Below are 25,991 nucleotides of genomic sequence, written 5' to 3' on the forward strand. Positions count from 1 at the left end.
ACGAAACTAATTATGCCAGCCGCGAAAAAGAAAACCGCCACCAAAGCTCCCGCTAAAAAAACCGACGCCTCCAAAGCATCGGTCAAAAAGAAGGTCGTCAGCAAAAAGACTGCGACAAGCAAGAAGGCCGTCGCCCCTCAAAAGGTCGTCATCGACGATGAAACCGACGACGCAACACTTGAAGCCGCTGCCAAGAAAGCCGTCAAGAAACGCAAGCTATCCCCCAAGGCACAGGAAAAACTCAATGAGCGTATCCGCAATCTGATCCGCCTATCGAAGGAACAAAGCTTCCTGACTTATAAGGACATCAATCAGGCACTGCCTGATTCCGTCAACAATCCAGACGAGATTGAAAATGTCATTTCCATCCTACAAAACCTTGAAGTCGAGATCCTCGACGACAATGAGGTCGAAGCCTTCAAAGCACGGCAGGAAGAGACAGAGGAAAAGGAAGTTCGCACTTCTCAAAATGACATTCTGGACGATCCCGTCCGCATGTATCTCAAGCAAATGGGTCAGGTGCCTTTGCTTACCCGTGAGGAAGAAGTTGCCATCTCCAAGCGTATCGAGAAGGCGGAGCTCAAGGCCCAAGACGCACTCTTTTCCACTGCACTGACATTGGAATTTCAAAACAACATCGTACAAAAGCTGCTAAATCGTGAAGAGCGCTTTGATCGCGTCGTTTTGGACAAGAAGATCGAGAGCCGCGAAGCCTACTTTAATAGCTTACCTAAACTACTCGAAGAAGCACACCGTCTCGGCGAGCGTATCTATGCCGCGTGGGACAGCCACATCAACGCAACTAATGAGTCCAACGCCAAGCGCGCCCGCACTCGTATGATTAAATACGAGGAAGAGTTGCGCAAGGTACTGCGTAAATACTGCCTGAAGCTCAAATGTTTCGAAGATTTCCTCAACGACCTCACCCCCGTCTATCGTGAGGTCTCGAACCTCTACGATGACCTCGCCGACGCCGAAATGGTGTCCGCCCGCCGCAAGACTAAGGTCGATGTTCAGGCCACAGAACAACGCCTGGAAGAAATCAAGACCGAGTTTAAAATGGATTCACGCGAATTCATGGATATTATTCGCGAGGTCCGCCTAGGCATGCGCGAAGCACACAAGGCCAAAACGGAAATGGTGGAAGCCAATCTGCGCCTGGTCATTTCTATCGCCAAAAAATACACCAATCGTGGCCTCTCCTTCCTCGATCTGATTCAAGAGGGCAACATGGGCTTGATGAAAGCGGTGGAAAAATTTGAATATCGCCGCGGCTATAAGTTCTCCACTTATGCAACTTGGTGGATTCGCCAAGCGATCACCCGCTCCATCGCTGACCAAGCACGGACAATTCGTATCCCGGTCCACATGATCGAGACCTTGAATAAGGTCATGCAAGTGCAGAAACAACTGCTACAAGAGCTCGGCCACGAACCCACAGCAGAAGAAGTTGCCGATGAAATGAACCTGCCGATCGAGCGCGTGCAATCCATCATGAAAATGGCGCAGCAACCGATCTCGCTACAGAGCCCGGTCGGCGATTCCGACGACACCAACTTTGGTGACTTCATCGAAGATAAAGGAGCAGAAAACCCCTACGATATGACAGCTTACAGCTTATTGCGCGAAAAGATCACCGACGTGCTCGACTCGCTCACCGAGCGCGAGCGCCGCGTGCTCTCTCTGCGTTTCGGCCTCGCCGATGGCTACTCCCGCACGCTGGAAGAAGTGGGCCGTCAGTTCAAAGTCACCCGGGAGCGTATCCGTCAAATCGAAGCTAAAGCACTGCGTAAGATGCGACACCCCACGCGTATCCGCCAGTTACACGGCTTCTTTGAGGGCGACATCAATCTCGAAAAACCAGGTATGGACAGCATCAAACGAGAAAACGCTAAACACAAATAATCGACTATGTGCTCCCAACATCGCCCCCTCTATTCACTTGTTGTCATCGCCCTCGCTCTGCTCAGTGGTTGCAGCAACCCTTCGGGTGTCCGCGTCACGGAGGGTGATCAACAAATCGGCTCTGCACGCACTGGCACAGTCATTGCGGTCAACACAGCCACCATCGTGCATGTCAATGAATTCGAACGACTGGCTACATTACGTAACGCACGTACACTAGAGGATAATACCTTCTTAGTCACACGCGATAGTGCGGGCAATCAAACCGCCACCCTAAAAACCCGCCCGCAGCGGGACGGTCTTCGCACTGCTGACATATTAGAAGGTCTCCCGCGCATTAATGATCGAGCACTTCCAGTCAGCCTCAGCGAAAGTGAGCGCCTGCGCAAAATTTATCGTGACCCCGTCGTCGACTAAGCTTAAGGCTTCTTAAGATCCTCCCTCCTAAGTTCCTCGATCTTAGGCAGTTTTCTATTCATTCACACCAGCCATTCAACATATTCAATGAATCCTTTCGCTTTTATCCAAAACATCAATGGTCCGGAGATTCTCCTGATCTTCCTCATCGTTCTGCTGTTATTTGGCGCCAAACGTCTCCCCGAACTCTTCAAGTCTTTTGGAAAATCGATTCGCGAGTTCAAGAAGGCGACATCAGAGATTGAAGAAGACATCCGCACTGCCATGGATGAAGAGCCTAGTAAACCTGAGGTGAAAGCGGCTCCGCGCCAAGTCGAATCCGCCAGCGCTGGCGAAGAAGCCGACAAGACAGAAAAAGTCGAGAAGGCATAAAAAATGTTTTCAGGCAGACTCTGACCGGCCTCTCTCTCTGACCGGCCTCTCTGCGATTAGGTATTAAACAAGCGATCACCAAAATCACCCAAGCCGGGCAAAATATAGCGCTGCGCATTCAGCTCACGATCAATTTTCCCCGCCACAATTGGTACATCGGGATGAGCTGCTTCGAAGGCGGCGATGCCTTCGGGGGCGGCAATGATACATACCATATTCACCCGTCTGGCACCATGCGCTTTAATTTGTTCGACGCATTGTGCTGCAGAGCCACCCGTCGCTAGCATAGGATCGAGCACGAACACCTGTGAACTGGCACTGAGATCGGGCATTTTTGCATAATAACAACTTGCTTCAGCAGTCGTCTCATCCCGTTCTAAACCAATGTAGCCCACGCTGGAACCGGGAATAATCCCCATCGCCGGATCAAGCATCCCTAGCCCCGCGCGTAAAATCGGCACAAACACTACACCAGCGCTAAGACGTGCCCCATCAGTCGTCTCCAAAGGTGTTTCCACCTGCACTGGATCGAGGCATAGCAGTTTAGCCGCCTCCACCATGATAACTTCTGTCATGCCCTTGCAACAGCGGCGAAATTCCGACGCTGTCGTCTGACGATCACGCAGAATCGTCAGATAATGTTGCACCAGTGGATGTGTGGATAGATCTGTGGTCATAATGTATTAAGCAAGTTGAACCCCAGCGGCCAACAAATCAGCAAATTGCACACGCACACGGTCCGCAGTCTCGGCAACTTCTTCATGTGACAATTCGGTTTCGGAAATACCGGCTGCGGCATTGGTGATACAGGAAATACCCAGCACACGCATGCCAAACTTACGTGCCACGATCGCTTCAGGCACTGTCGACATACCCACGGCGTCTGCACCCAGTGCCGCAAAGGCACGAATCTCAGCCGGTGTCTCAAAACTAGGTCCGGTGGTCGCTAAATAGACCCCTTCCTTCAGGTCCACTCTTTGCGCGAGCGCCCACTCACGTATTTTGGCACGCAGCGCACCATTATACACTTCGGTCATATCCGGGAAACGCACGCCTGCATCGCCCTGCCAACCAATCAAGGGATTGGTGCCTAAAAAGTTAATGTGATCGCTCAGTAGCATAAAATCGCCAGGAACGTAGTCACGATTGATGCCTCCCGCCGCATTGGTCACAAATAGTGTGTGCACGCCCATACGATGCATCAACCGAATGGGCAAGGTCAGCTCCGACATAGTATAGCCCTCGTAGAAATGAAACCGCCCCTGCATACAGAGCACCCGTTTACCTTCGAGCGTGCCAAAGACAAATTGCCCCGCATGTCCCGGTACGGTAGACACCGGAAACCCGGCGATCTCAGTATAAGGCAATCGACCGAGCACTTCAATACGATCATCTGCAAAGAAACCGAGGCCCGAGCCTAAAATCAAAGCGATTTCGGGTTGAAAATCAGTGAGTTCTTGAGGCAATTCGGGCAGTTTCATAATCAGTCGCAAACACAGATCTCCCCTCGCTAGTCTCTAAAACGGAAGCCTGTTTGCAGGGAGGCTGACAAAAAATCCCTCCAAGGCAACTTTTGTCTGTAGCCATGCAAAAGCAAAGCGAGGATAGAAGCCCTCGCTTTGCTAAGTAAGCTTTCACTGCATTACTGACGCAGTGCGCCAGCAGCCTGTTCCTCTAAAAACGACTGATAAGCCATCGCCACACCTTGCTCGATATCAATCTTGGGCGACCAACCAGTCTCTTTAATACAAGAAATATCCGTTAACTTCCGAGGCGTACCATCCGGTTTACTCGTATCAAAAGTAAGCTCGCCTTGGTAGCCCACCGTCTGCATCACCAGACGAGCGAGATCACCGATCGAAATATCTTCGCCACATCCTAAATTCACCCAATTCGGTGGATTCTCAAGTTGCAGCAAATGCAAGATACCTGCCGCAGCATCATCCGCATGTAGAAACTCACGCAATGGGGTGCCGGTGCCCCAAATCGCGACCTCGGGCGCAGCATTTTGCTTCGCTTCATGAAAACGACGAATCAGTGCCGGCAACACATGCGAATTTTGAGGATGATAATTATCCCCCGGCCCATACAGATTCGTCGGCATCGCAGAATGATAACAGACGCCGTATTGACGGCGATAGAACTCACACATTTTCAAACCTGCAATCTTAGCGATTGCATACGCTTCATTGGTAGGTTCTAGCGGCGCAGTTAAGAGCGACGCTTCACGTATCGGTTGTTCCGCAAGCTTGGGGTAGATACAGGTACTCCCGAGGAAGAGCAGGCGTTTTACACCAGCCTGATAGGCTGCATGAATCGTGTTTTGCGCGATCGACAAGTTCTCATACATGAACTCGGCTGGATAAGTATTATTTGCATGAATACCTCCGACACGTGCCGCCGCAATGACCGCAACAGTAGGTCGCTCTGCTTGAAAGAAAGCATGCACCGCCGACTGATCGAGTAAGTCCAGCTCACTGCGCGTGCGCGTGAGAATCGAGTCATAGCCCTCGGACTGCAGAGCACGCACGACGGCTCCTCCGACCATGCCACGATGCCCGGCCACATATATTGTATCCTGCTTATCCATTTGTTGCTTGCTTATAAGCCAGCTCCTGTTTTGCCAAAACTAAATCGGAATCGACCATAATCTTAACCAAGTCCTTAAACTTCACCTTGGGCTCCCAACCAAGTTGCTTCTTCGCCTTAGCCGGATCTCCGATCAATAGATCGACTTCTGTCGGACGTTCATAGCGCTTATCATAATCGACATATTTCTCCCAGTCCAAATCGAGCAAATTAAAGGTTTCGATCACGAAGTCTTTGACCGAATTGGTCTCATTAGTCGCCATAACATAATCGTCCCCCTCATCCTGCTGCAACATCAGCCACATCGCTTCGACATATTCCTTCGCATAACCCCAGTCACGCTGTGCATCGAGATTGCCAAGGTAGAGCTTATCCTGCAAACCGAGCTTGATACGAGTCGCCGCACGCGTGATCTTGCGAGTCACAAATGTTTCTCCACGCCGGGGAGACTCGTGATTAAATAAGATACCGTTCGTCGCATGCATGCCGTAAGACTCGCGGTAATTCACAGTTAACCAATAGGCATAAACCTTGGCACAGCCATAGGGCGAGCGCGGGTAAAAAGGCGTCTTCTCCGTCTGAGGCACATGCTGCACCATGCCAAACATCTCCGACGACGAAGCTTGGTAAAAGCGGCATTTGCCATCGAGTCCGACTTCGCGAATCGCTTCCAGCAAACGTAGCGTGCCCAAGCCAGTCACATCACCGGTGTATTCAGGTACGTCAAATGAAACCCGCACATGACTCTGTGCACCCAGGTGGTAAATCTCATCAGGCTGTATTTGATAAAGTAGCTTCATTAACATCACTCCGTCAGCCAAATCACCGTAGTGAAGAAATAACTTAGTGCCGTTGATGTGCGGATCGGTATAAAGATGATCGATGCGCTGCGTATTAAAAGTCGAGCAGCGACGAATGATGCCATGCACCTCGTAACCTTTCTCGAGCAGAAGTTCTGCAAGATATGATCCATCTTGCCCGGTGATACCTGTAATCAGTGCTTTTTTCATAATGACCTCACTATAATCATTTACCCCAACACTGTCTTTTCGTATTTACGTATTATTATTTATATATATGCGAAAAATAAGATGAAAACAAGGGAACAAACCGTAGCGATTGCATTTGACTTAAATTTTCGGCATGCGGCAGAAATATTTAGTGGTGCTTCCGATTATCTGGCCGAAATGCATTTGGATTGGCAGTTAATGCCGCTAAATTTTGGTTTCGAGACACGCCTAATGGAACTCGCGCGCTCTGGCCAACTGGCAGGCGCACTGGGCACCTTCGTCAGTGACGGCTGGGTGGAAGGGTTACGTCGAGCAGGCGTCCCCGCGATCAACATGTTCAACTTTTCCAAGATTGAAAGCTTACCAACAGTCGGCCCCGACGACTACGCAACCGGGCTGGCGGCAGCGACTCATTTACGCGTGCAGGGCGCCCAAAGCTATGCCTTCCTTGGGGCCGATGGGGTGTATTACACACGGCTACGTGAAGCAGGCTTTAAAGCAGGTCTGGCACTGGCGCTCCCCAATGCAACTGGCCACACCAATGCGCAGGAATGTATTCAACTTCGACCGGGTCCCACACTCGGCGACCAACTGGAACAACTGAAAGGGCGTGCGGAACTCATCGGTATTTTTTGCTCCAACGACCTCAGTGCCCGCGAACTCATCACGCTGGCACGCCAAAAAGACATCCATTGTGGCAAAGATATCTTAGTGCTCGGAGTCGACAACGACCCCTCGGAATCGATTTTTGCTGGCATCGGAATCAGTAGTTTCAAGCAACCGATTCGCGAGACGGGATATATGGCTGCGCGTGCGCTACATCAGACAATCCAACAAGAAAAACCTCCCAGTCACCTACAATTAACAACTCCCAGTCAACTCATACCTCGTGCCTCTTCACTCGCCTCCAACCGGGCACGCATCGCGCAATTGGCAGCCAACACCATTCGGGAAAATTTGGCCAATTCAGAATTGGACGCGGCCTCGCTAGCGCAACGTATCGGCGTCTCACGGCGCTCGCTCGAATTAGCCACTCAAGAGCAATTCAACACTAGCCCCTATCAGATGCTGAGCCAGGCCCGCTTGCAACTTGCACAACAGCTGCTACGCAGCACCCGGCTCCCCATCATGGAGGTGGGCATCCGTTGCGGCTACCCGGAAGCACACCATTTTTCGGCATGGTTTAAGCAACGCTGCCAAATCGCCCCCAAAGTATACCGCGAACACCATAGCCACTAACGCAGGCGGTCAGGCTTGAAGCACAAAAGCGCCAACTGAAATCCTGCTACAAAAATTAAAAAAACACCGTCTCATCCGGTTGCCGAATCTGTGTGCGAAACCAAGTGCCTTGCTTTTTCACCAAATGCAGCGTGTTTTGAACAATGCTAGACAGTAATTCCTCGCGCCGCATGTCACCTGCCAAAAAGGCAATCGTCTCACGATAACCAATCGCAGATGCGGCACTGGGATTCGCCTGCAAGCCCAGTTTCAATAAAGCCTCCACCTCTTCAATCAAGCCCTGCTGCAGCATCAAATCCGCGCGATGTGCAACACGCTGTTTCAAATTCTCCTTATCACGTCCGAGTAATATATAATGCTTACTACAATCGCCATAGGGCTCCGGACGCGCAGCGAATTCGGCCTGTAAAGTCAGCAAGTCCTTACCAGAGGCAATACAGCGCTCGAGCGCCCGCAAAACGCGGCGCGGATTCTTAATATCTAAATTACCAAATCCTGCCGGACTACGCTCTCGCAAATCCATGAGTAAACCTTCCAAGCCCTCAGCCTCGTAAAGTGTAGCAACAGCTGCACGCACCTCATCACTAACTTTCACAACATCAATCACCGGCGCAAAAAAACTCTTCAGATAAAAGCCACTGCCCCCGGTCACGACCACCGATTTCCCACGCCTAAAAATAGCCTCTACCGCAGCCTGCGCATCCCGCACATAAGCTACGATATCGTAAGGCTCATTAACTGGACACAGATCAATCAAATGATGCGGCACACGTGCAAGCTCAGCATGTGTCGGCTTGGCAGTTCCAATATCCATTCCACGATAGACCAGCGAAGCATCGCAAGAGACAATCTCCGCATCATGAGCTTGGGCATAGCCGAGTGCATACTCCGTCTTACCTACGGCTGTGGGTCCTGTGATGATGTGTAGTGATTGTTTCATTTGCGTAAATTGAGGTTCTCGACTTGTGTATAGGGCGCGATTTTCGGACACTTGCGCTTCTATCCAAACATGGCAATCACGTAGCGCAATCATCCGCCGCGATGCCCAATGCTTCTTTCGGAACCGTCCTCCAAACTCCTTTATAATGAAAATCTGCATCGTCACTGAAACTTATCCTCCGGAAGTCAACGGTGTCGCGATGACTTTACACCGTATTAGCGACGAACTACGCCAACAAGGTCATCGGGTCAGCATAGTACGTCCCCGCCAAAGCTCCGAAGCGCAAAATGCACAATACACGGATGAAACTATCGTCACCGGACTACCACTGCCTGGCTACGACGGCCTGCGCTTTGGACTCCCCTGCCGCCGCAAACTTCGTACGCTGTGGGCCGCCGAGCCACCTGACATTATCTATGCCGCTACCGAAGGGCCGCTAGGACAATCTTCCATAAAGGCAGCAGCGGATCTTAAGATCCCTATAGTCTCTGGCTTTCACACGAACTTTCACGAGTATATGAAGCACTATAAATTGCCCATCCTTGAAAAGATGGTCGAAGGCTTCCTACGCAAAACACACAATAAAACCCGTCGCACCTTCGCTCCTTCGCAAGATGTCATTCAACGTCTGCAAGACATGGGGATCGAAGGCACTCGCCTACTTGGACGCGGCGTCGACACCAAGCTCTTCAATCCCGACAAACGCGATCCCCAGCTACGCCAACGCTGGGGTGTGCGCGATGACGGTCTGGTAGCACTCTTTGTCAGCCGGCTCGCCGCGGAGAAAAACATTCCGCTGGCCGCCCAAGCGTTTGAACAAATAAAACGCGATCATCCCAACGTTGCCTGCGTCTTTGTCGGGGATGGCCCTGCCCGGGCAAAACTGGAAAAGGCGCACCCAGACTTTATTTTCGCCGGCATGCAAAAGGGGGAAGACCTCGCACGCCACTACGCCTCTGCCGATTTGTTTGTATTCCCCAGCGTCACCGAGACCTTTGGCAATGTCGTCACCGAAGCGATGGCCTCCGGCCTCGTCACTCTGGCTTATGATTATGCTGCACCTGGACGTTTCATCATCGATGCCCGCAACGGATTTCTAGCGCCCTTTAACGACAGTGCGGCCTTCCTGCAAGCGGCCATCCGCGCACTCAGCCAAAAAGCCAACTGGCCCAGTATTCGCAGCGCCGCTCGCAATACCGCGATCGGACTGGGTTGGGAGGGCATAGTGAAACAATTTGCTGCCGACCTCGAAACAGTCAGAAATGAATCCTGAGTCAGCACTCACACACTCCCCGTAACAGCTCACACAGCCACACACATTACTTTAAGCGAGCTTCGAAAACTCCAATATCTTCCGGAGTGTCGATACCGATCGTCGCCTGATCCGTGATACCAACATGGATACGATAACCGTGTTCCATTGCACGCAACTGCTCCAGTTTTTCAATTTGCTCCAAAAATCCTGGCTCCAGACTAGAAAATGCACTCAAGAAATCAGCCTTATAAGCATAGAGGCCCAAATGCCGGTAACAATGATTTTGCGCCAACCAACTCGCATCCACTTGCCCCGCCGTGTCTCTCGCAAAGGGCATCGGCGAGCGTGAAAAATACATGGCATACCCCGCGCGATCACAAACCACCTTCACCTGATTGGGATTGGCAAAGTCCTGTGGACGCTGAAACGGCACTGCCAGCGTCGCAATCGCAGCTTCACCTTCCAAACCTGCAGCCAGCGCCCGTATTTGCTCTCCAGTGACGAGCGGTTCATCACCTTGAACATTAATCACCGCCGCCGCCCCCACCGTAGCATTGGCCTCTGCCAAACGATCCGTGCCACTCGGGTGCTCCGGACGCGTGCGTACGGTATTAAAGCCGGCCTCATTCAAGCAGCGCTCCAGAGCATCGTCATCCACAGCAAAATAAAGCGGAAACTCGGGAGCCACAGACTGGATGCGTTCAGCCGTCCATAATATGATCGGTTTGCCCTGCACTTGATACAGCAACTTTTGAGGAAAACGCATCGAAGCGAGACGGGCGGGAACAATTATCGAGGGTGTCTTTGACATATGCTCAAGCATCATCATGAAAGTTCTGCAATGAACAAGGAAATCAGTGCCACCGATGCAGCAAATTTACGCGTACAAGACCCCACCGTGGTCTTGTTGGATGTTCGAGAGGACTCCGAACTGGAAATCTGCCGGATAGATGGCGCCTTACATATCCCGATGGGTGAGATTCCCAACCGCTACGAATCACTGCCGCGCAAGGTCCCACTCATCGTACTCTGCCATCACGGCATGCGCAGTATGAATGTAGTGCAATACCTCACTGCCAAAGGCTTTGAAAATACGATCAATCTCGCAGGTGGTATCCATGCCTGGGCCTGCGAAGTCGCCCCCGAAATGCGCCGTTACTAAGTTTAGATAAGACAATCACGACAAAGACAAAACTAACGACTAAAAGGACTGGATCTAACACAAAATGTACCTTAGTATCAATGAATGCGACATTTATGGCCCCTCTTTCTTTTAGCCTTTTGCTTTAGTTCGGAATCCACAGCGAAAGCCGAATTCCGTACATTCACGGACAGCACAGGTCGTGAAATGGAGGCAAAATTAAATCAAGTCAGCGGCGAGGACGTCTACATCGAACGTCGTGACGGACTTGCCACTAAAGTCGACATTACGCGCTTCAGCAAAGAAGATCAAATCTACATCCGGGACTGGGCCCGCACCGCGATGCTTCAGGACGGCGCCATTGAAGTACGTTTCACCACCGAGGTGGACAATAAAACTCGCTGGGCAAGTAATGGTGGTGGCATTATGCGCAAAACATGGAAGCAAAGCTACGGCATTGTACTCACCAACGACGCCTATATCGATATCAAAGATATCCGGATCGAATACCTGATTTTCAAATTTGAGGATGCACTGGCAGCAGAAAAACGTAGCGAAGGTGAAATTCGCTATCTCTTCGGGCAAACAAAGGTGCCCACATTGAAGGCAGGCCAAGAAGCCTCCGTAGAAACCGAGAAATTCCCGATGTTGGAAACTAAACTGGAATCAGGCTACTACTGGAAAAACGGTGGCAAAGAAACCAGCGAAGACGAGATGCGTGGCATCTGGATCAAAGTCTATGTGGGCGACATCTTGGCCACAGAAGTATCGAAGCCTGAAAATTTGATGCGTAAAGAACAGTGGCCTACTTCGAGGTCATGATATAAGCGCCATCCCAGTTGCTGGGATCTCCGCTCTCTAATAACTCGCGACAACGCGCCTGAAGTAACAGCGAGGGAGTCGTCGGGGCAAAGGCCTGGGATGGCTCGTGCTTTTGCGCCGCTTCAAATCCTGCCAACGCCGCCTCCCACTTTGCCGCAAAATACAGTTCGAGTGCAGCTTCATACGCGAGTTTACAAGGCTCGGTTGTTTCCCGCGACATCGACGGATCCCATAACTCATATACTTCAACAGGTTGCCGTCGCCCCTTAACCACAACACGATCTAACTTACGATAATTAAGTTCCGCACCTTCCTCAAGTGCAGAACTCAGGGTATGTTCTGTTGCCATCGTGTATACGCCATAGCATTTAGCACCACTCTCACAGCGTGCCGCAAGATTCACCGAATCCCCCATCATAGTGTAATTAAAACGCATTTCACTTCCCATATTCCCGATCACAGCGGGCCCCGAATTCAAACCGATACGCGTGCGCATATTCAACACACTCTCCGGCCACTGCCCCGACTCCGCCCATTTCTTACGTAGACTCGCATGGCATAACTGCATATTGACTGCGGCGAGGCAGGCGCGTGAAGCATGATCTGAAACTGGGACTGGCATACCGAACATCGTGACAATCGCATCCCCAATATACTTATCCAATGTACCTGATCGCTCCTGGAATACGTTAGTCATCGCCCCCAGGTATTCATTCATCAATGACACCAATTGATCCGGACTCAATTCTTCGGAAAGTGAGGAAAAGCCTTCCACATCTGAAAAAAGCGCTGTGATTTGAGCCTCCACCCCACCCAGCTTGGGGTCTTGCTTCGATTCCACCATTTCATCCACCAACTTCGGAGCCACATAGGCACCAAAGAGCGTCTTGATACGTCGACGCTGCCATTCTTCAGAGCCGAGCTTACGCAGCACCACCACCACTGCAGCCGATAAGGCCGAACCGACCGGCGCAATCAAAGGCAAAATGCAATGAAACAAAGCAAAGGCCACGAATGTAACTGTCACATAAGTAATCATCAATAAGATCGCAAACATTCGCGAAGCTCCGCCACGCAATGCCAGTAATGAAATCATCATTGTGAGCAAACACACAATCGCCACCGAAGTACCCAAATCGGCACGCGTGACATAGGCCTGATCCTCAATGGTACGATACAGATTAGCATGTAGGCCGACCTTTGGCACCGGTTCACGGTTGAAGGGAGTGAGTGAAATATCTTTTAGTTGCGGATCAACGGGTCCCACAAAGACGACCTGACCGCGAAAGCGTTCAAACCACGCCTCCAATTCCGCCACCCGCGCCTGATCCCCTGCACTCGATGCATCCGCCAGTGCATCTGCCTGCCGTAACACCGCTTGCATACTGATTCGCTCATTTTCAATCGAACGGTTCCACCCCTCAAACCAATTCACCTCGATCGACTGCCGCTGCACCAATGGGATCTCACGAAACACCGCCCCCTCACGCATAATCGTGAGGCTGTCAGAACTGATTTGCACCGCATTCTCATCCAAGCCATATGCAGCCAAAAAGGTCTCTAAGCCTAAAGTAAACAAGGTCATCTCATGCTGCATCGGCAACTTGTCCGTAACAAAACCATCCAAATCGGTGAGCACCACGTAATCGTCCACCACATGAGCGTAAGGCTCATTCATAAAATGCTCTTTATGACGCATCGCACCATCTATCAAATGATAACTATAGCGCGGCCCACTCAGTTCAACAAAGCCTGGTACAAAATACGGCACCACCCCTTCACTCAGACTTTCATCTACATTGGCCAAACCAAGTCGACCGACTTCAAATTTAATGATCGGAAAAGTCGGTGCTTCTGGAAAAGGCGCGGTCTCTGCATCATAACGCCCCTCTCGCAATAAAGGCAGTAAGGCAAACTCATCCGTTGTCGCCGACTTCACCCCGGTGTAAGCCGCCGCCAACACGACTCGATCAGCATGCGTCTCCACCGCTTGCCCCAAAAATATATCTCCCTGACGGGCACGATTCATATCCAGTAGGGCACCCGCACCAAATTTTGAAAGTATGATATCCACACTCACCACCCGCGCGGCCCCCGGCCCCAATAATGCCTCCAACAAAACACCAAACTCACGTCGATCCCACGGACGGTCTCCCATATATGAGACTGTTTCCGCATCTAAATCCACATACACAATCGGGGCCTGCGATGACAGCTCACCACGCGCTAAATAACGCCAGCGCAGCGTCTCTTGCTCCACTCCATCCAGAAAGCCGGACAGCATAACTAACAACCAGATAAGCAGCGATAAGAGTATCAACCCCAAAGAAACCAGTAACTGCTTAAAATTATTCATCCAACCATTAAAAGCTTTCTGCTTGATAACTTGCAGGTGCCTTCACTTCACCACGGAAGGGAGTCACAGCCACAGGCTCATCTGCATATTCAATCACAATCGGCCGACGATTCGTCGCTCCCACAGTTGCAGCCGGCATGACAACAGACTGACGAGCCGACTGCTCCATCAGCTTAAAATGACTTTGATAATGTGACAACTGATTCGCCGCCGCTGCGTAACGCTCAGACATCGACATATAATTTTGCAATAATTCAATCGACTCACGTGTACGCTCACCGACTTCAATTGAAGGCATGTCGCGCGCACCCGCCCCGGCCAGACGCTGCCCCGCGCGCAAAGTATAGACCTGACCTTGTAAATCCGTGTAACGCACCCGCCCTTCACTACATGTAATGGTAAAATCGAAAATTTGACTGCGTGGATCAAAAGCTATTTGCATCTGCCAAAGCGCGCGTTGAACACTCAAACGTCCCAGCGGAGTCTCGACCAAACATTGTGAGGCCTCTAACAAGTGCCTGGTATCAATAATGAGGTTACCGGCTCTAAAATTTAAAATCATTCGGCTTCGACCAGGCTCAAGCTCACTGGCCTCCCATGCTGCGGGGTCCGGCATGATTTGCTCAAAACGCTCGATCGCAAAACTGCCATCACCTGCAAAAAAGAAAAAAGCTCGATTTGAACTACTAAAGTAAGCAGTCGCTCCATATTCCGCCTCGCAATTGATCAATCCTCCCATCGTCCTTGGAACTTGGCTGCTGCTGAAAGTCTTCGTAGCCAGTCCCAATTCCCGCAGCTCAACTGCTGTAGACACCTCATGCAGTGTGATTGCCCCCCTCACCCAGGTTTCAGCATTCAGTTGGGCAGTCAGCAAGAGCCCAGTGACGATCAGATATTTGAACCAGTATATCACTTCTATAAGATCAGTAGTTTTTGTTGTAATCGACGGGCTGCCACATTGTGCGGATTGATCTCTAAAGCAATCTGAACAGAGGCCAAGGCCTCATCCAGACGATCCTTCCCTCCACTCAAAAAAGCCGCATAATAATAGTGTGCGTTACTATTATTCGGTGCCAAGCTCAATGCATGCCGCAGCGCCTCTTCGGCCAACTCTAGATCACCATGAAACGAGTGCGCCACCCCAAGCTGTGCCCATGGCTTCCAATAGTCCGGACTCAGTTCAATCGCCCGCTGAGCACAGGACACTGCACGCGCACCCACTTGATCAAATTTAGCCGGGCTCTTGAAATACAACTGACAGATCGCTGCACTCAAACCGATCCAGGCATCACCATTAGTCTGATCCAAGACCAATGCATCCTCATAGCGTCTGATGACCTGATTTAACCAGGTGGAATCCCCCGACATATGCAGCCGCATGTCCACCACGTGCTCTAACTCCTCCAAAGCTCTCAACTCTAATGCCTGCGATTGCAGCTTATTAGAAGCGAGCACATAAAATGAGCCTCCGACACAACTCACAAGTAGCAGATAAGCGACTCGATGCACCCAATGCTCAGGCAATACCAAGCTTCTTTTAAAACTAGTTTTCAACAATATCGAAAACGCCAGCACACCATAAAAAATTAAGGCTGGCACATAACAGACAAAGGTACTCAGCATACTGAGCGCACAAGCAATCGATCCACACAGCCCCAGCGAGAGAAAGAAACGCTGCGGTGGCATAATCATCGCATCTGAATCACGCAGCTTCACTGCGAATGCCTCCCGTCGCCAAGCCCTCCATGCAATCACAAATACTATGCTGCAGGGGATCGCCCAACATAGGAACCCGACAACACCCAGTTGGCTTAAAAACAGCAGATAGTCGTTATGCGGCGTCAATGGTAGTTCCGCCAAAGCCACTCGTGGACTTTGTTCAAAAGACGAACGATAAGCCCCCGCGCCAACGCCGAAAATCGGATTCTCCTGAATCATGGCCCAAGCTTCCTGCCACAATACTAAGCGGACTCCTTCCCCCTGGTCAGAGAGTGCGTGTTGCAACCCCTTCTTAAACAAGGGATGCAGCACAACCATCGCCAGCAAAAACAACAGCGCCAGTAGAACACCTGAAAGCGAAAAAAGAATACGCCGTTTAACTCGACGAAAACAAAACCACGGGACCACACTTAATAAGACCACCCCGACTGCCACCGCCCAATAAGACTGGGTCAGCGCAATTCCCACGCAAACCATCAGCGCAATATAAAAACACAGTAAGCGTAATATCTTAGGCAAGCGGGTGACTGCAGCCGCCACCAACAACGATGGTAACAGCATCAACAAAAAGGCCGCAAAACTGTTTGGGTCCGCAAAAGAACCAGTTGCTCGCCCAAGAAATACCTCACTCAACGCCAAAGGATAACCAGTCAGGGCCCCGAGCATTTGCTCAGGTCGCTGAAAAAACTGATAAAATCCATTAAACACTGCCAAGGTAGCAGGCGACAAGCTCATGATAATCAACAACCAAAGGTGCGCACGCGTGCGTACATTATTAGCCAGGACCCACAGTAAAATAAAAGCCTCTAAAGCATACAATAGCTCAGTCCAGCCACGCCAAGGCACTGGAGACCACCAAAGCACGCTTGCGAGCATCCACAACAGACCGGGCACAAACCACAGTGGCACCTGACTTAAGCGCTTGGGCGACTCCTGATCCAGCGCAAGCCAGAGCCCATGCAAGCAGAGCAATAGTACAAACAATGGTAATAATACCAAATGTGTATCCGGACGCACCCCTCCCAGCGCCAGTGTCGTCAATGAAATGATCAGGCCCAGGCACAAAGTGACCATCCAGTCGACAAGGTTTCCCCAACTAACATGCCCAAAAAAGGCAATGTGACCGGATTTATCGATAATTGTAGCCATAAACAGGAGTGATCTTCGAGCGAGTCGTCAAGCAGCAGGCAATACAGTGAATCCAACAAGGTAAACTCATATTTTAGCCTAAGACTTGAACCTGAGCTGGAACTAGGTTTCAATACAAACACTCTCCATTCCATTCATGAAAAAGCTACTCCTCATCTCCGCAGCGATGATCCTCTTCGGCGGTCTCGCGCTCCGTGCGTATTTCACTCTGGTGCCACCGCCCGAACCGACGCTGCACGAACCGTTGGCACTCATTGTACCCGACGAACTGGAGGGCTGGGAGATCAAGGATTTAGACATGGCCGAGTCCCCGGAGTCCAGCGCACGCATTAGCGAATTTCTAAACTTTGATGATGCACTTTTCCGTGTATTTCAAAAAAACGACGTCTTTGTCGGACTCTACATCGCCTACTGGACTCCAGGCAAAGCTTCTTATCGCTGGGCAGGCGCCCATACTCCCGACACCTGCTGGGTAGTCAACGGCTGGACACGTGAAGAACGCGAATACTCCATCCCCTTTACCTATAATAAAATTCGCCTGGAGCCCGCCGAGTTTGGTGTGTATTCGAAAGATGGCTCTTCTCAGAATGTGTATTTCTGGCATTTGGTGGGCGGCGAACCTTTCAGCTACGACCAAACTGGAACCCCCAATATCCTAGGTGCTCTCCTGGACGTAAAGGAATATGGCCTCAATCTACGTGAAGAACAGTTTTTCATCCGCCTATCCAGCAACAAGAATCTTGATGAGCTCAAAAAAACTCCAGGCTTCAAAGCCATCATAGAAAGCTTGGTAGAGGTCGGACTCGAGGAGGAAGTATCCGCTGCTGCAGCCCCCCTGGCCAGTACGCAGCTTTAAAAGCTTCGGGCCGGATTGCCAAAGACCCTGGCACCTTCAGCCACATGGCGAATCACCACCGAGCCAGCACCGACGGTCGCACCTGAGCCCACCCGCTTGCCAGGGATCACGCGCACGCCTGAACCGAGAAAAGCTCCTTCGCCCACCCGGCTCCCCCCGGTCAAATCGCAATGCCCACTGATCGTCGTCCACGACTCGATCACAACATCATGCCCCGCCGTGGAGTGGCAATTCACCATCGCTAAATCCCCCACCTCGATATCGCAGGTCAAAGTCACTCCGGGGCAGATCACAACGCCCCGCCCCAATTTTACCCGTGGCCCCACTCGAGCACTCGGATGAATTAAGCTCACAAATTCCGCACCGGCTTTCAACATCGGCTCGCATAACTGACGCTTGAGCGCAACATTGCCGACCCCGCACACAAAGACAGAATGCTTGAAATCGGGTAAATCAGTAAATGAGTTCACCACCTGAGCATCGATCGCAAAGACATCCAAGGCAGTTGGCGCATCATCAATAAAACCGCGTAAACGATAGCGCTGGAGCAGCACCTGCTCATCGCTGAGCCAAGTATGTAACTCACGCCCGAAGCCACCTGCCCCTAAGATATATAAGTCCTTCATCATTCACTTCCATTCACTGAAACTAGCGCGCCTGCTTCGCACGCACTGTCTCATATAAATCCTCTAGCGTCGTCGCAGCGGCAAAATCGGTACCGGAGAGCAAGACCCCGCATTCCATCTCCACCGTATCGGTCACGGTTAACACCGCCAAGGAATCCCAGACTGCGAGTTGCTTAAAAGCAGTCGCAGCGGTGACCTCGTCCGCATCCAAATCGTCCAAAGCACTGGCAAAGATGCCCACAAATTCTTCTATTTTCATGATAAAGGTAAAAAGCGGAAGTGTAGCCCAGCTTACCAAGGGTAGTCAATTAATTCGCACACAGCCAGCTCCTCCACCTCAAGTAAAACACTGGCCCAGGATAGGCCCACTCCGAAACCTGACAGCAGCAAGTGCGTTGATTCACGGGCAGCGAGTGTGCCCGCCAACTCCCCACAGATCGCCGAGGGAATCGAGGCAGAGCTCTGATTGCCATAACGTTCCACTGTTTGCATCGGCACCTTCGACACATCCAGCTTCAGACGCTTGGCAATATTACTCAGCACATAACGATTGGCTTGATGAAACACAAAGTAATCAACGGCGTCGAACTCCACCTGCGCATAGGCCAACAACTCCCGGACCGACTGAGGCTCTTCGGTGATCGAAAAATTAAAAATCTCCGCGCCGTCCATGTAGAGGTGTTCCGGCGAGCGCAGATTACCAGCCGCATCCTCCGCGACCGTCTTAGTGTCCGCGCAAGAGGGTTGACGCGCGCCTCCCGCAGGCACGATTAATTTATCATACCCGGCACCATCACTCTGCAAACTAAAATAAGCAGGCGCGCCCCCATCCACTGATTCCAATAATGTCGCACTACCACCATCCCCAAAAAGTGGCGCCACTGCCCGATCCTTCGCATGCACGAGACGACTCATAGTATCTCCAGCTAACAATAGCACCCGCTGGCTGGCACCACTCGCGAGCAGGGAATGCGCCAACCAAAGCCCATAAACATAGCCCGAGCAACCCAAATTCACATCCAGCGCTGCACAGTTTTTAGACAGACCCAAGCGCCCATGCAGCACAGCTGCATTACAAGGCTGTATATAATCGGGTGTCTGCGTCACGCAGATCACAGTATCAATCACATCCAAGGGCAATGAAGCCTGCTCAATCAGATGGCGGGCCGCCTGCTCACAAAGATCTGCCGCGGTGGTCGATGCATCCACCACTCGACGCTTCGACAGCCCGATGGTCTTTTTTAATCGCGCGATCTGCTTGACGTTCCCGCCAAATAGCTCCAGTTCATCGTCGATCGATTTTTCATGCGGCGGCACACAGGTCACAATTCCTGCAATTTTCACATTATTAAGGCGGCACTTTGGCATATTCCTGCAGAATGGTCTGAGAAAAGCTCGAGTGAAAGCCCTATTTAAGCACATTTTTCTAAAGTAACAAAGTCGTTGCACATCACGAAAAGCTAGCCTTACATACCTTTTACTTTGAATTGAGCGTCTCCAAGTTATTGAAGACGTACAACCCACTACAAACCAACCAACGCTGTAAGAAAGGACATACCTTGGACATCAAACTCATAAAACAAGTCGTCGACCTCATGAAACGCTCGGACATTTCCGAATTCGAATACGAGGAAGATGGCCTCAAGCTACGCCTAAGCAGCAAAGGTGCCGACGCTCCACAAATCATTCACGCCGCACCTGTCGCTCAAACAGCTGCCCCTTTCCCAGCACCAGCGGCTGAAGCCGCAGCCACCAACACTGCAGCTGCCCCTGCAGCCGAAGAAAAAGGTATCGCGATCATTAAATCACCAATGGTCGGCACCTTCTATCGTGCCGCCTCTCCGGAAAGCCCTCCATTTGCTAACGTCGGCACTAAAGCCGGCCCCGACACCATCGTATGCATCATTGAAGCAATGAAAGTCATGAACGAAATCCAAGCGGAAATGAGCGGCGTCATCACTGAAGTGCTCGTTGAAAATGGTGAAGCGGTCGAATACGGCCAGCCTCTCTTTAAAATTAAAACAGCCTAATCCTACCGGATGATTAAAAAGGTACTCATCGCAAACCGCGGCGAAATTGCGCTTCGCATCGTCCGCGCCTGTAACGAACTGGGGATTAAGACGCTCGCCGTCTATTCCGAAGCGGACGAACAGTCGCTACACGTGCAGCTGGCCGACGAGGCGATCTGCATCGGCCCCGCCGCAAGCAATCTCAGCTATTTGAAAGCGGATCGCATCATCGCTGCAGCCGAAATCGCAGACGTGGACGCCATCCACCCCGGCTATGGATTCCTCGCGGAAAATGCTGATTTCGCTGAGCAATGCGCCCAGTGTAATATTAAATTCATCGGCCCCGGCAAGGAAGCGATTGTCAATTTTGGCGACAAAGCCAAGGCGCGCGACATGGCCATCAAAGCCAAAGTCCCCGTCATTCCCGGCAGTGACGGCACCGTCGACAACGAAAAAGATGCCCTGGAAGTGGCCAAAAAGATCGGCTATCCTGTCATTATTAAGGCAGTCGCCGGTGGTGGCGGTAAGGGGATGCGCACTGCACACAATGCAGTCGCTTTCGTGAAAGAATATAACAATGCCCGCAGCGAAGCTGAAAAGGCTTTTGGCAATGGCGCTGTTTACCTGGAACGCTTTCTGGAAGCACCTCGTCACATTGAAATCCAATTACTGGGCGACCAATATGGCAATGTCATCCACCTTGGTGAACGCGATTGCTCGGTACAACGACGCCACCAAAAGGTGATCGAAGAAGCTCCTTCTCCCTTCATCTCTGACGACATTCGTAAGAAAATGGGGCGCGACGCCGTTAAGCTGGCCAAGTCCGTCAACTACGAAGGTGCTGGCACAGTCGAGTTCCTTGTAGATGGCAAGGGCAACTACTTCTTTATCGAAATGAACACCCGAATCCAAGTGGAACACGGGGTCACTGAAGAAGTCACAGGTGTTGATCTGGTCAAAGAACAGCTGCTCATCGCCAGCGGCCAAAAGCTCAGCTACGAGCAAAAAGACATCAAGATCACCAAACACTGCATCGAATGCCGCGTGTGCGCGGAGGATCCTGCGCGTAACTTCGCCCCTTGCCCAGGCGAGATCTCCCTGTATTATTCCCCAGGTGGCCATGGCGTGCGCATCGACTCGCACTGCTACAGTGGCTACACCATCCCGCCCTACTACGACAGCATGATCGCTAAGGTGATGACCTTTGGCCGTACCCGCGAATTGGCACTCGACCGTATGGATCGTGCCTTGGGAGAATATCTCATCCGCGGTATTAAAACCAATATCCCGTTCTCACGTGCCATCATTCGCGACCCACACTTCCGTGCCGGTAAAGCCACCACGAAATACATCGAAGAATTCCTTCAGCGTGTGCCGAAGGATATTTACACTTAAGCCATACAATACATAATCACGCCTATTATGAGCAAGGAAACAGACAATATAAACGAATCAGTCATCCCTACTGTCTCCGAGGATTCAAACACTCTCGGTGACATTCGCATTAACCACAGCGTGGTCGCGAGCATCATTCGTCTCGCCGCTCTTGAAGTGGGTGGTGTCGTTGCCGTTGGGGGTGGTTTTGTCGATGGCATTGCCGAAATCTTCTCCAAAAAAGGAGACGAGCGCGGCGTCCGTGTCGAAGAGGACGAAGTGGGCGACTATCGCATCGAAATCCGTGTCATTCTCCGCTTCGGAGTGGAACTGGCGGCGGTTGCCACCGAAATCCAACAACGCATAGCAGAGCAAGTGGAAAAGATGACCAGCAAAAATGTAGCACGCATCAATGTCATCATCGACGGCGTTCGCACCGAGGACGAGAAAGAGGAGCAGGACGACTGGACCGACGAGCCGCACACAGACTAAACGTCCCCGGCCCCCAATTCCGCCCCGCCACATACACCTCGACTCAATAAGATCTCATGATCTCTACGACCCTCCGCGACGTCTACGAAGCAATCCAACAACTCCCCCAGCCGCAGTTTCTCTACATCAGTGTCGCTGCGCTGGCCTTGTTGCTGCTGTTAATGCTACTGATGCGTCGACAGCCTAAACATGTCGTCGCCTATACCACCGAGAACGGACGCGTCATGGTGAGTCGTCATGCGATCGTTGAGTTAGTACGCACCTCCTGCGAGCAATTACAAGACGTCTCCAAGCCGCAAGTTAAGATTCGAGTCAAAGGCCAGACCTCACATTTCGAAATTCGCATCAAGTTGCAGGGCACTGGTCGCCTACGTCAGATTGAACAGACCCTGCAGGCACACCTGAGACAGGCCTTGACGGAAAACCTGGGCATCGAGTCCCTGGGACGTATCAATGTTATCGCAGTAAGTTTTAAAAGTGGACGCATTGAATCCAACCTACCGGCGAAGTCCACCACAGCTGCGCTCGAAGCAACTGAGGCAGTATGTGATACCGACAGTTCCGCACACACCAAGGACTCAGCAGATTCAACTTCTAGCCCAGAAAATGCGCCCAAAGCATAAGCTTTAGTAACCCATACTGTCAGAATCGAAGCTGCCAGTAATTCATTACAGCACTGAGTCAACTGAGCCTCAAAATGCTTCGCCTACTTTTAGCCTGCACCCTCTTCACCCTATGTAACTGCGGCCCACAGCAGACCTCCCAAGAACTGGAAGGCTTTGCCGCCGCATTTCGCATCGCTAATCAGGCGGCTGACATCGAGCCGATGCTGGCACTGTATCAACTCGACGGCAGTACGGAACAAACCATCAGTTTACTCAAAAATGCCCTCAGCTATGAATTAGGGATGCCCATCAAACGCATCGAGTTCGAAGCACTCCATGGCAGCCCCGAAGAAACGATTTATTATAGCTATCAAGGTGTGCATTACGGGCCGACACTGACACCACAACTACGCATGCGCGTCCGCTACGACACTGACGATCACTTTGAAAGCCTCTTTAGCATCGGCCGCAATCAGCAGGGCGATTGGCGTATTGTGAGTAGTCAACCACTACAGCCGCAAGAGACACTTCAGAAATAAATAACACCAATTCTAAGCATGCATGATCTCGTAGACAGTGCGAAAGCTAGCCTCGAAACTAATACCACTTCTAAGTATATATGATCTATAAGCTTGGCCTTAGCGTAGCCTCAAAACTTTGTTTCGGGGAGGGATTTACATCGCCCCGGTTCCGAGAACCGAGGTTACATCGCCCCGGTTCCGAGAACCGAGGTTACAGAAGATATATTTATTAGGACCAAACTTTTGGCGAAGTGATATAAGGCCGCCCCAAAACGGAGCGGCCTTAAAATGAATCACAAGCAAGCACAGGACTCGCTGTGGGAACGAGTCGTGGTAGGCCAGTCAGCTACAGTGCCGCGAGCGCAGCGTTCAGCGTCGCGCTCGGACGCATGGCAGCCTGAGCCTGCTCAAGCACGGGACGATAATAGCCACCTATGTTCATAGCAACCCCTTGCACCGAATTCAACTCCTCGACAATCTTCGCCTCATTAGCCGCGAAAGCTGCAGCAAGCGGCGCAAAGCGTGCCTTCAAATCAGCATCCTGATCTTGGGTAGCCAGAGCTTCTGCCCAGTAAAACGCCAAGTAGAAATGACTACCACGATTATCCAGCTCACCTGCCTTACGCGAAGGTGACTTGTTTTCTGTCAAAAATTTGGCATTGGCAGTATCCAGCGTATCGGCAAGTATTTGAGCCTTCGCATTACCAAAAACAGTGGACAGGTGCTCTAACGATACGCCCAAAGCTAAAAATTCTCCGAGGGAATCCCAGCGTAAGTGATTCTCTTTCTCGAATTGCTGAACATGCTTAGGAGCCGAGCCACCTGCTCCGGTCTCAAAGAGACCGCCGCCATTCATCAGTGGGACGATGGATAGCATCTTGGCACTGGTGCCAAGCTCCAGAATTGGAAACAAATCAGTGAGATAGTCACGCAGCACATTACCGGTCACTGAAATAGTGTCTTCACCTGCTTTCGCACGCTCAAGCGTGACACGCGTGGCTTCGACAGGCTCGAGAATACGAATATCCAAGCCGTCGGTATCATGATCCTTCAGGTACGTATTGACCTTCGCGATCAATTGCGCGTCGTGCGCACGAGAGCGATCAAGCCAGAAGATCGCAGGAGCGCCAGTTGCACGAGCTCGATTCACCGCCAACTTCACCCAGTCTCGAATTGGCGCATCCTTCACTTGGCAGGCACGCCAAACATCGCCTTGGGCGACTGTATGCTCAAACAAAACCGTGCCAGCAGCATCCACCACCCGGACCGTACCATCGGCCGGGATTTCAAAAGTCTTATCGTGCGAACCATACTCCTCTGCCTTCTGAGCCATCAAACCGACATTGGGCACAGTGCCCATTGTCTTAGGATCAAATGCACCATGCTTCTTACAGAACTCGACAGTTTCTGCATAGACACCAGCATAGCAACGATCCGGGATAACGAAATTAGTGTCCTGTTGTTCGCCCGACTGATTCCACATTTGCCCGGAGCTACGAATTGCAGCCGGCATAGATGCGTCGATAATCACATCACTAGGCACATGCAGATTCGTGATTCCCTTGTCAGAATCCACCATCGCAATCGCTGGACGTGACTCATATACGGCATCCAAATCTGCCTCAATAGCTGCTTTTTGATCCGCAGGCAGTGTCGCGATCTTCGCGTAAAGATCGCCGAGCCCATTCTTCACATCCACTCCCAGCTCAGCAATCACATCGGCATACTTCTCGAAAACATCCTTGTAGAAGACTTCAACAGCGTGACCGAAAATGATAGGATCAGAGACCTTCATCATCGTTGCCTTCATGTGTAGTGAAAACAAAATGCCCGCCTCGCGGGAGGCCTCCACCTGCTCTGCCAAAAACGTACGGAGCGCTTGCACACTCATAAAGGTGCCATCCAACACTTCACCCGCTTGCAAGTCCAGGCCCTCTTTTAACACGGTAGTGCCACCATCTGCAGTCTGTAGTTCGATCTGAACTGTGGTCGCTTCCGCCAGGGTCACAGACTTCTCATTTCCATAGAAATCAGCTGCCGCCATACTCGAGACGGTGGACTTGGAGTCCGCACTCCATGCCCCCATGCGGTGCGGATTATTTTTAGCGTACTGCTTTACCGCAACCGCCGCACGGCGATCGGAGTTCCCTTCACGCAGTACTGGATTCACGGCACTGCCCTTGACGCGATCGTAAGCAGCTTTGATGGCTGCTTGCTCCTCAGTTTTAACCTCACTGGGATAATCTGGCAGCGCAAAGCCCTTGGCCTGCAGTTCTTTGATGCAAGCAATCAACTGCGGCATCGAAGCAGAGATATTTGGTAACTTGATAATGTTTGCCTCGGGGGTCTTGGCGAGCTCTCCCAACTCAGCAAGGTGGTCGGGCACTTGCTGATCTGCTGGCAAGAATTCTGACAGGCTCGCAAGCACGCGTCCCGCAAGTGATATATCACGCGTCTCAACAGCGACTCCCGCCGCAGCTGTATACGCCTCGATAATCGGCAATAACGAGTGCGTCGCCAATGCCGGCGCTTCGTCTGTGATAGTGTAGATGATTTTTGCTTTATCGCTCATAGTAGTAAAGGGTTGGATGAAT

General features: G+C 51.4%; 26 protein-coding genes. 13 read left to right on the top strand and 13 right to left on the bottom strand.

Annotated features, from left to right (window positions below; genetic code table 11):
* The first annotated feature begins 12 nt into the window (after positions 1-12).
* The 3 genes from rpoD (at position 13) to tatA (ending at position 2,694) form a co-directional block, all read left to right on the top strand.
* A complete protein-coding gene (gene rpoD, locus QEH59_RS03910; RefSeq protein ID WP_308984047.1) occupies positions 13-1,905 on the top strand; it encodes an RNA polymerase sigma factor RpoD in 1,893 nt (630 codons plus the stop codon).
* 6 nt (positions 1,906-1,911) lie between these two features.
* Positions 1,912-2,322, top strand: coding sequence for a putative periplasmic lipoprotein (locus tag QEH59_RS03915; protein ID WP_308984048.1), 411 nt, complete (start codon positions 1,912-1,914; stop codon positions 2,320-2,322).
* 87 nt (positions 2,323-2,409) lie between these two features.
* Complete coding sequence (tatA, locus tag QEH59_RS03920) at positions 2,410-2,694, top strand: twin-arginine translocase TatA/TatE family subunit (protein WP_308984049.1); 285 nt, start codon at positions 2,410-2,412, stop codon at positions 2,692-2,694.
* Between the two features lie 56 nt (positions 2,695-2,750).
* Here tatA and upp read toward each other — a convergent pair whose 3' ends face one another.
* The 4 genes from upp to gmd form a co-directional block, all read right to left on the bottom strand.
* Positions 2,751-3,371: a uracil phosphoribosyltransferase gene (upp, locus tag QEH59_RS03925; RefSeq protein ID WP_308984050.1), complete on the bottom strand. Its 621-nt coding sequence runs from the start codon at positions 3,369-3,371 to the stop codon at positions 2,751-2,753.
* Between the two features lie 6 nt (positions 3,372-3,377).
* Positions 3,378-4,193 carry a purine-nucleoside phosphorylase gene (locus tag QEH59_RS03930; protein ID WP_425609233.1) on the bottom strand — a complete coding sequence of 272 codons (816 nt, stop codon included), beginning with the start codon at positions 4,191-4,193 and terminating at the stop codon, positions 3,378-3,380.
* 143 nt (positions 4,194-4,336) lie between these two features.
* On the bottom strand, positions 4,337-5,284 hold the full coding sequence (locus QEH59_RS03935; protein WP_308984052.1) for a GDP-L-fucose synthase family protein: 948 nt from the start codon (positions 5,282-5,284) through the stop codon (positions 4,337-4,339).
* Complete coding sequence (gene gmd / locus QEH59_RS03940) at positions 5,277-6,293, bottom strand: GDP-mannose 4,6-dehydratase (RefSeq protein ID WP_308984053.1); 1,017 nt, start codon at positions 6,291-6,293, stop codon at positions 5,277-5,279. The genes QEH59_RS03935 and gmd overlap by 8 nt, the downstream gene beginning before the upstream one ends.
* Before the next feature lie 81 nt (positions 6,294-6,374).
* On the opposite strand from gmd, the gene QEH59_RS03945 reads away from it, so the two are divergent.
* Positions 6,375-7,532 (top strand): substrate-binding domain-containing protein, encoded by a 1,158-nt coding sequence (locus tag QEH59_RS03945; protein WP_308984054.1) that lies wholly within the window; start codon positions 6,375-6,377, stop codon positions 7,530-7,532.
* Positions 7,533-7,587: 55 nt separating this feature from the next.
* Here the strand turns inward: QEH59_RS03945 and miaA are convergent, their stop codons facing one another.
* Complete coding sequence (miaA, locus tag QEH59_RS03950) at positions 7,588-8,472, bottom strand: tRNA (adenosine(37)-N6)-dimethylallyltransferase MiaA (RefSeq protein ID WP_308984055.1); 885 nt, start codon at positions 8,470-8,472, stop codon at positions 7,588-7,590.
* Between the two features lie 145 nt (positions 8,473-8,617).
* On the opposite strand from miaA, the gene QEH59_RS03955 reads away from it, so the two are divergent.
* Positions 8,618-9,745 (top strand): glycosyltransferase family 4 protein, encoded by a 1,128-nt coding sequence (locus QEH59_RS03955; protein WP_308984056.1) that lies wholly within the window; start codon positions 8,618-8,620, stop codon positions 9,743-9,745.
* A 46-nt stretch (positions 9,746-9,791) separates the two neighbouring features.
* Here the strand turns inward: QEH59_RS03955 and kdsB are convergent, their stop codons facing one another.
* Positions 9,792-10,538, bottom strand: coding sequence for a 3-deoxy-manno-octulosonate cytidylyltransferase (gene kdsB / locus QEH59_RS03960; RefSeq protein WP_308984057.1), 747 nt, complete (start codon positions 10,536-10,538; stop codon positions 9,792-9,794).
* Positions 10,539-10,568: 30 nt separating this feature from the next.
* Between kdsB and QEH59_RS03965 the strand changes: the two genes are divergently transcribed.
* Both QEH59_RS03965 and QEH59_RS03970 read left to right on the top strand, forming a co-directional pair.
* The gene (locus QEH59_RS03965) at positions 10,569-10,889 is read left to right on the top strand and encodes a rhodanese-like domain-containing protein (protein WP_308984058.1); all 321 of its coding nucleotides are present in this window, start codon (positions 10,569-10,571) and stop codon (positions 10,887-10,889) included.
* A gap of 84 nt (positions 10,890-10,973) precedes the next feature.
* Positions 10,974-11,690, top strand: coding sequence for a hypothetical protein (locus tag QEH59_RS03970; RefSeq protein ID WP_308984059.1), 717 nt, complete (start codon positions 10,974-10,976; stop codon positions 11,688-11,690).
* Here the strand turns inward: QEH59_RS03970 and QEH59_RS03975 are convergent.
* The 3 genes from QEH59_RS03975 to QEH59_RS03985 are packed head-to-tail and all read right to left on the bottom strand — an operon-like array spanning position 11,674 to position 16,914.
* On the bottom strand, positions 11,674-14,046 hold the full coding sequence (locus tag QEH59_RS03975; protein WP_308984060.1) for a CHASE2 domain-containing protein: 2,373 nt from the start codon (positions 14,044-14,046) through the stop codon (positions 11,674-11,676). The two genes, QEH59_RS03970 and QEH59_RS03975, sit on opposite strands and share 17 nt — an antisense overlap.
* A gap of 7 nt (positions 14,047-14,053) precedes the next feature.
* Entirely contained in the window at positions 14,054-14,959 is a 906-nt protein-coding gene (locus tag QEH59_RS03980) for a hypothetical protein (RefSeq protein ID WP_308984061.1), read from the bottom strand.
* A gap of 2 nt (positions 14,960-14,961) precedes the next feature.
* Complete coding sequence (locus tag QEH59_RS03985) at positions 14,962-16,914, bottom strand: O-antigen ligase family protein (RefSeq protein ID WP_308984062.1); 1,953 nt, start codon at positions 16,912-16,914, stop codon at positions 14,962-14,964.
* Between the two features lie 136 nt (positions 16,915-17,050).
* On the opposite strand from QEH59_RS03985, the gene QEH59_RS03990 reads away from it, so the two are divergent.
* Positions 17,051-17,770, top strand: coding sequence for an exosortase-associated EpsI family protein (locus tag QEH59_RS03990; RefSeq protein WP_308984063.1), 720 nt, complete (start codon positions 17,051-17,053; stop codon positions 17,768-17,770).
* On the opposite strand, the gene QEH59_RS03995 is transcribed toward QEH59_RS03990, so the two are convergent.
* Genes QEH59_RS03995 through QEH59_RS04005 form a run of 3 tightly spaced genes read right to left on the bottom strand, consistent with a single transcriptional unit; the run spans position 17,767 to position 19,740 of the window.
* A complete protein-coding gene (locus tag QEH59_RS03995; protein WP_308984064.1) occupies positions 17,767-18,399 on the bottom strand; it encodes an acetyltransferase in 633 nt (210 codons plus the stop codon). The two genes, QEH59_RS03990 and QEH59_RS03995, sit on opposite strands and share 4 nt — an antisense overlap.
* A gap of 19 nt (positions 18,400-18,418) precedes the next feature.
* Positions 18,419-18,655 carry a phosphopantetheine-binding protein gene (locus QEH59_RS04000; RefSeq protein ID WP_308984065.1) on the bottom strand — a complete coding sequence of 79 codons (237 nt, stop codon included), beginning with the start codon at positions 18,653-18,655 and terminating at the stop codon, positions 18,419-18,421.
* A gap of 32 nt (positions 18,656-18,687) precedes the next feature.
* Positions 18,688-19,740: a ketoacyl-ACP synthase III gene (locus tag QEH59_RS04005; protein WP_308984066.1), complete on the bottom strand. Its 1,053-nt coding sequence runs from the start codon at positions 19,738-19,740 to the stop codon at positions 18,688-18,690.
* A gap of 161 nt (positions 19,741-19,901) precedes the next feature.
* Here QEH59_RS04005 and accB point away from each other — a divergent pair, with 161 nt between their 5' ends.
* The 5 genes from accB (at position 19,902) to QEH59_RS04030 (ending at position 23,415) form a co-directional block, all read left to right on the top strand.
* Positions 19,902-20,426, top strand: coding sequence for an acetyl-CoA carboxylase biotin carboxyl carrier protein (gene accB / locus QEH59_RS04010; RefSeq protein WP_308984067.1), 525 nt, complete (start codon positions 19,902-19,904; stop codon positions 20,424-20,426).
* Between the two features lie 9 nt (positions 20,427-20,435).
* Positions 20,436-21,800 (top strand): acetyl-CoA carboxylase biotin carboxylase subunit, encoded by a 1,365-nt coding sequence (gene accC, locus QEH59_RS04015; RefSeq protein ID WP_308984068.1) that lies wholly within the window; start codon positions 20,436-20,438, stop codon positions 21,798-21,800.
* A 27-nt stretch (positions 21,801-21,827) separates the two neighbouring features.
* Complete coding sequence (locus QEH59_RS04020; protein WP_308984069.1) at positions 21,828-22,271, top strand: Asp23/Gls24 family envelope stress response protein; 444 nt, start codon at positions 21,828-21,830, stop codon at positions 22,269-22,271.
* Positions 22,272-22,327: 56 nt separating this feature from the next.
* Complete coding sequence (gene amaP, locus QEH59_RS04025) at positions 22,328-22,894, top strand: alkaline shock response membrane anchor protein AmaP (RefSeq protein WP_308984070.1); 567 nt, start codon at positions 22,328-22,330, stop codon at positions 22,892-22,894.
* A gap of 74 nt (positions 22,895-22,968) precedes the next feature.
* Positions 22,969-23,415: a hypothetical protein gene (locus QEH59_RS04030; RefSeq protein ID WP_308984071.1), complete on the top strand. Its 447-nt coding sequence runs from the start codon at positions 22,969-22,971 to the stop codon at positions 23,413-23,415.
* Positions 23,416-23,743: 328 nt separating this feature from the next.
* Here the strand turns inward: QEH59_RS04030 and QEH59_RS04035 are convergent, their stop codons facing one another.
* Positions 23,744-25,969, bottom strand: coding sequence for an NADP-dependent isocitrate dehydrogenase (locus QEH59_RS04035; RefSeq protein WP_308984072.1), 2,226 nt, complete (start codon positions 25,967-25,969; stop codon positions 23,744-23,746).
* Positions 25,970-25,991: the final 22 nt, after the last annotated feature.

Source organism: Thalassobacterium sedimentorum (assembly GCF_031127905.1).
Classification (GTDB): Bacteria; Verrucomicrobiota; Verrucomicrobiia; order Opitutales; family Coraliomargaritaceae; genus Thalassobacterium; species Thalassobacterium sedimentorum.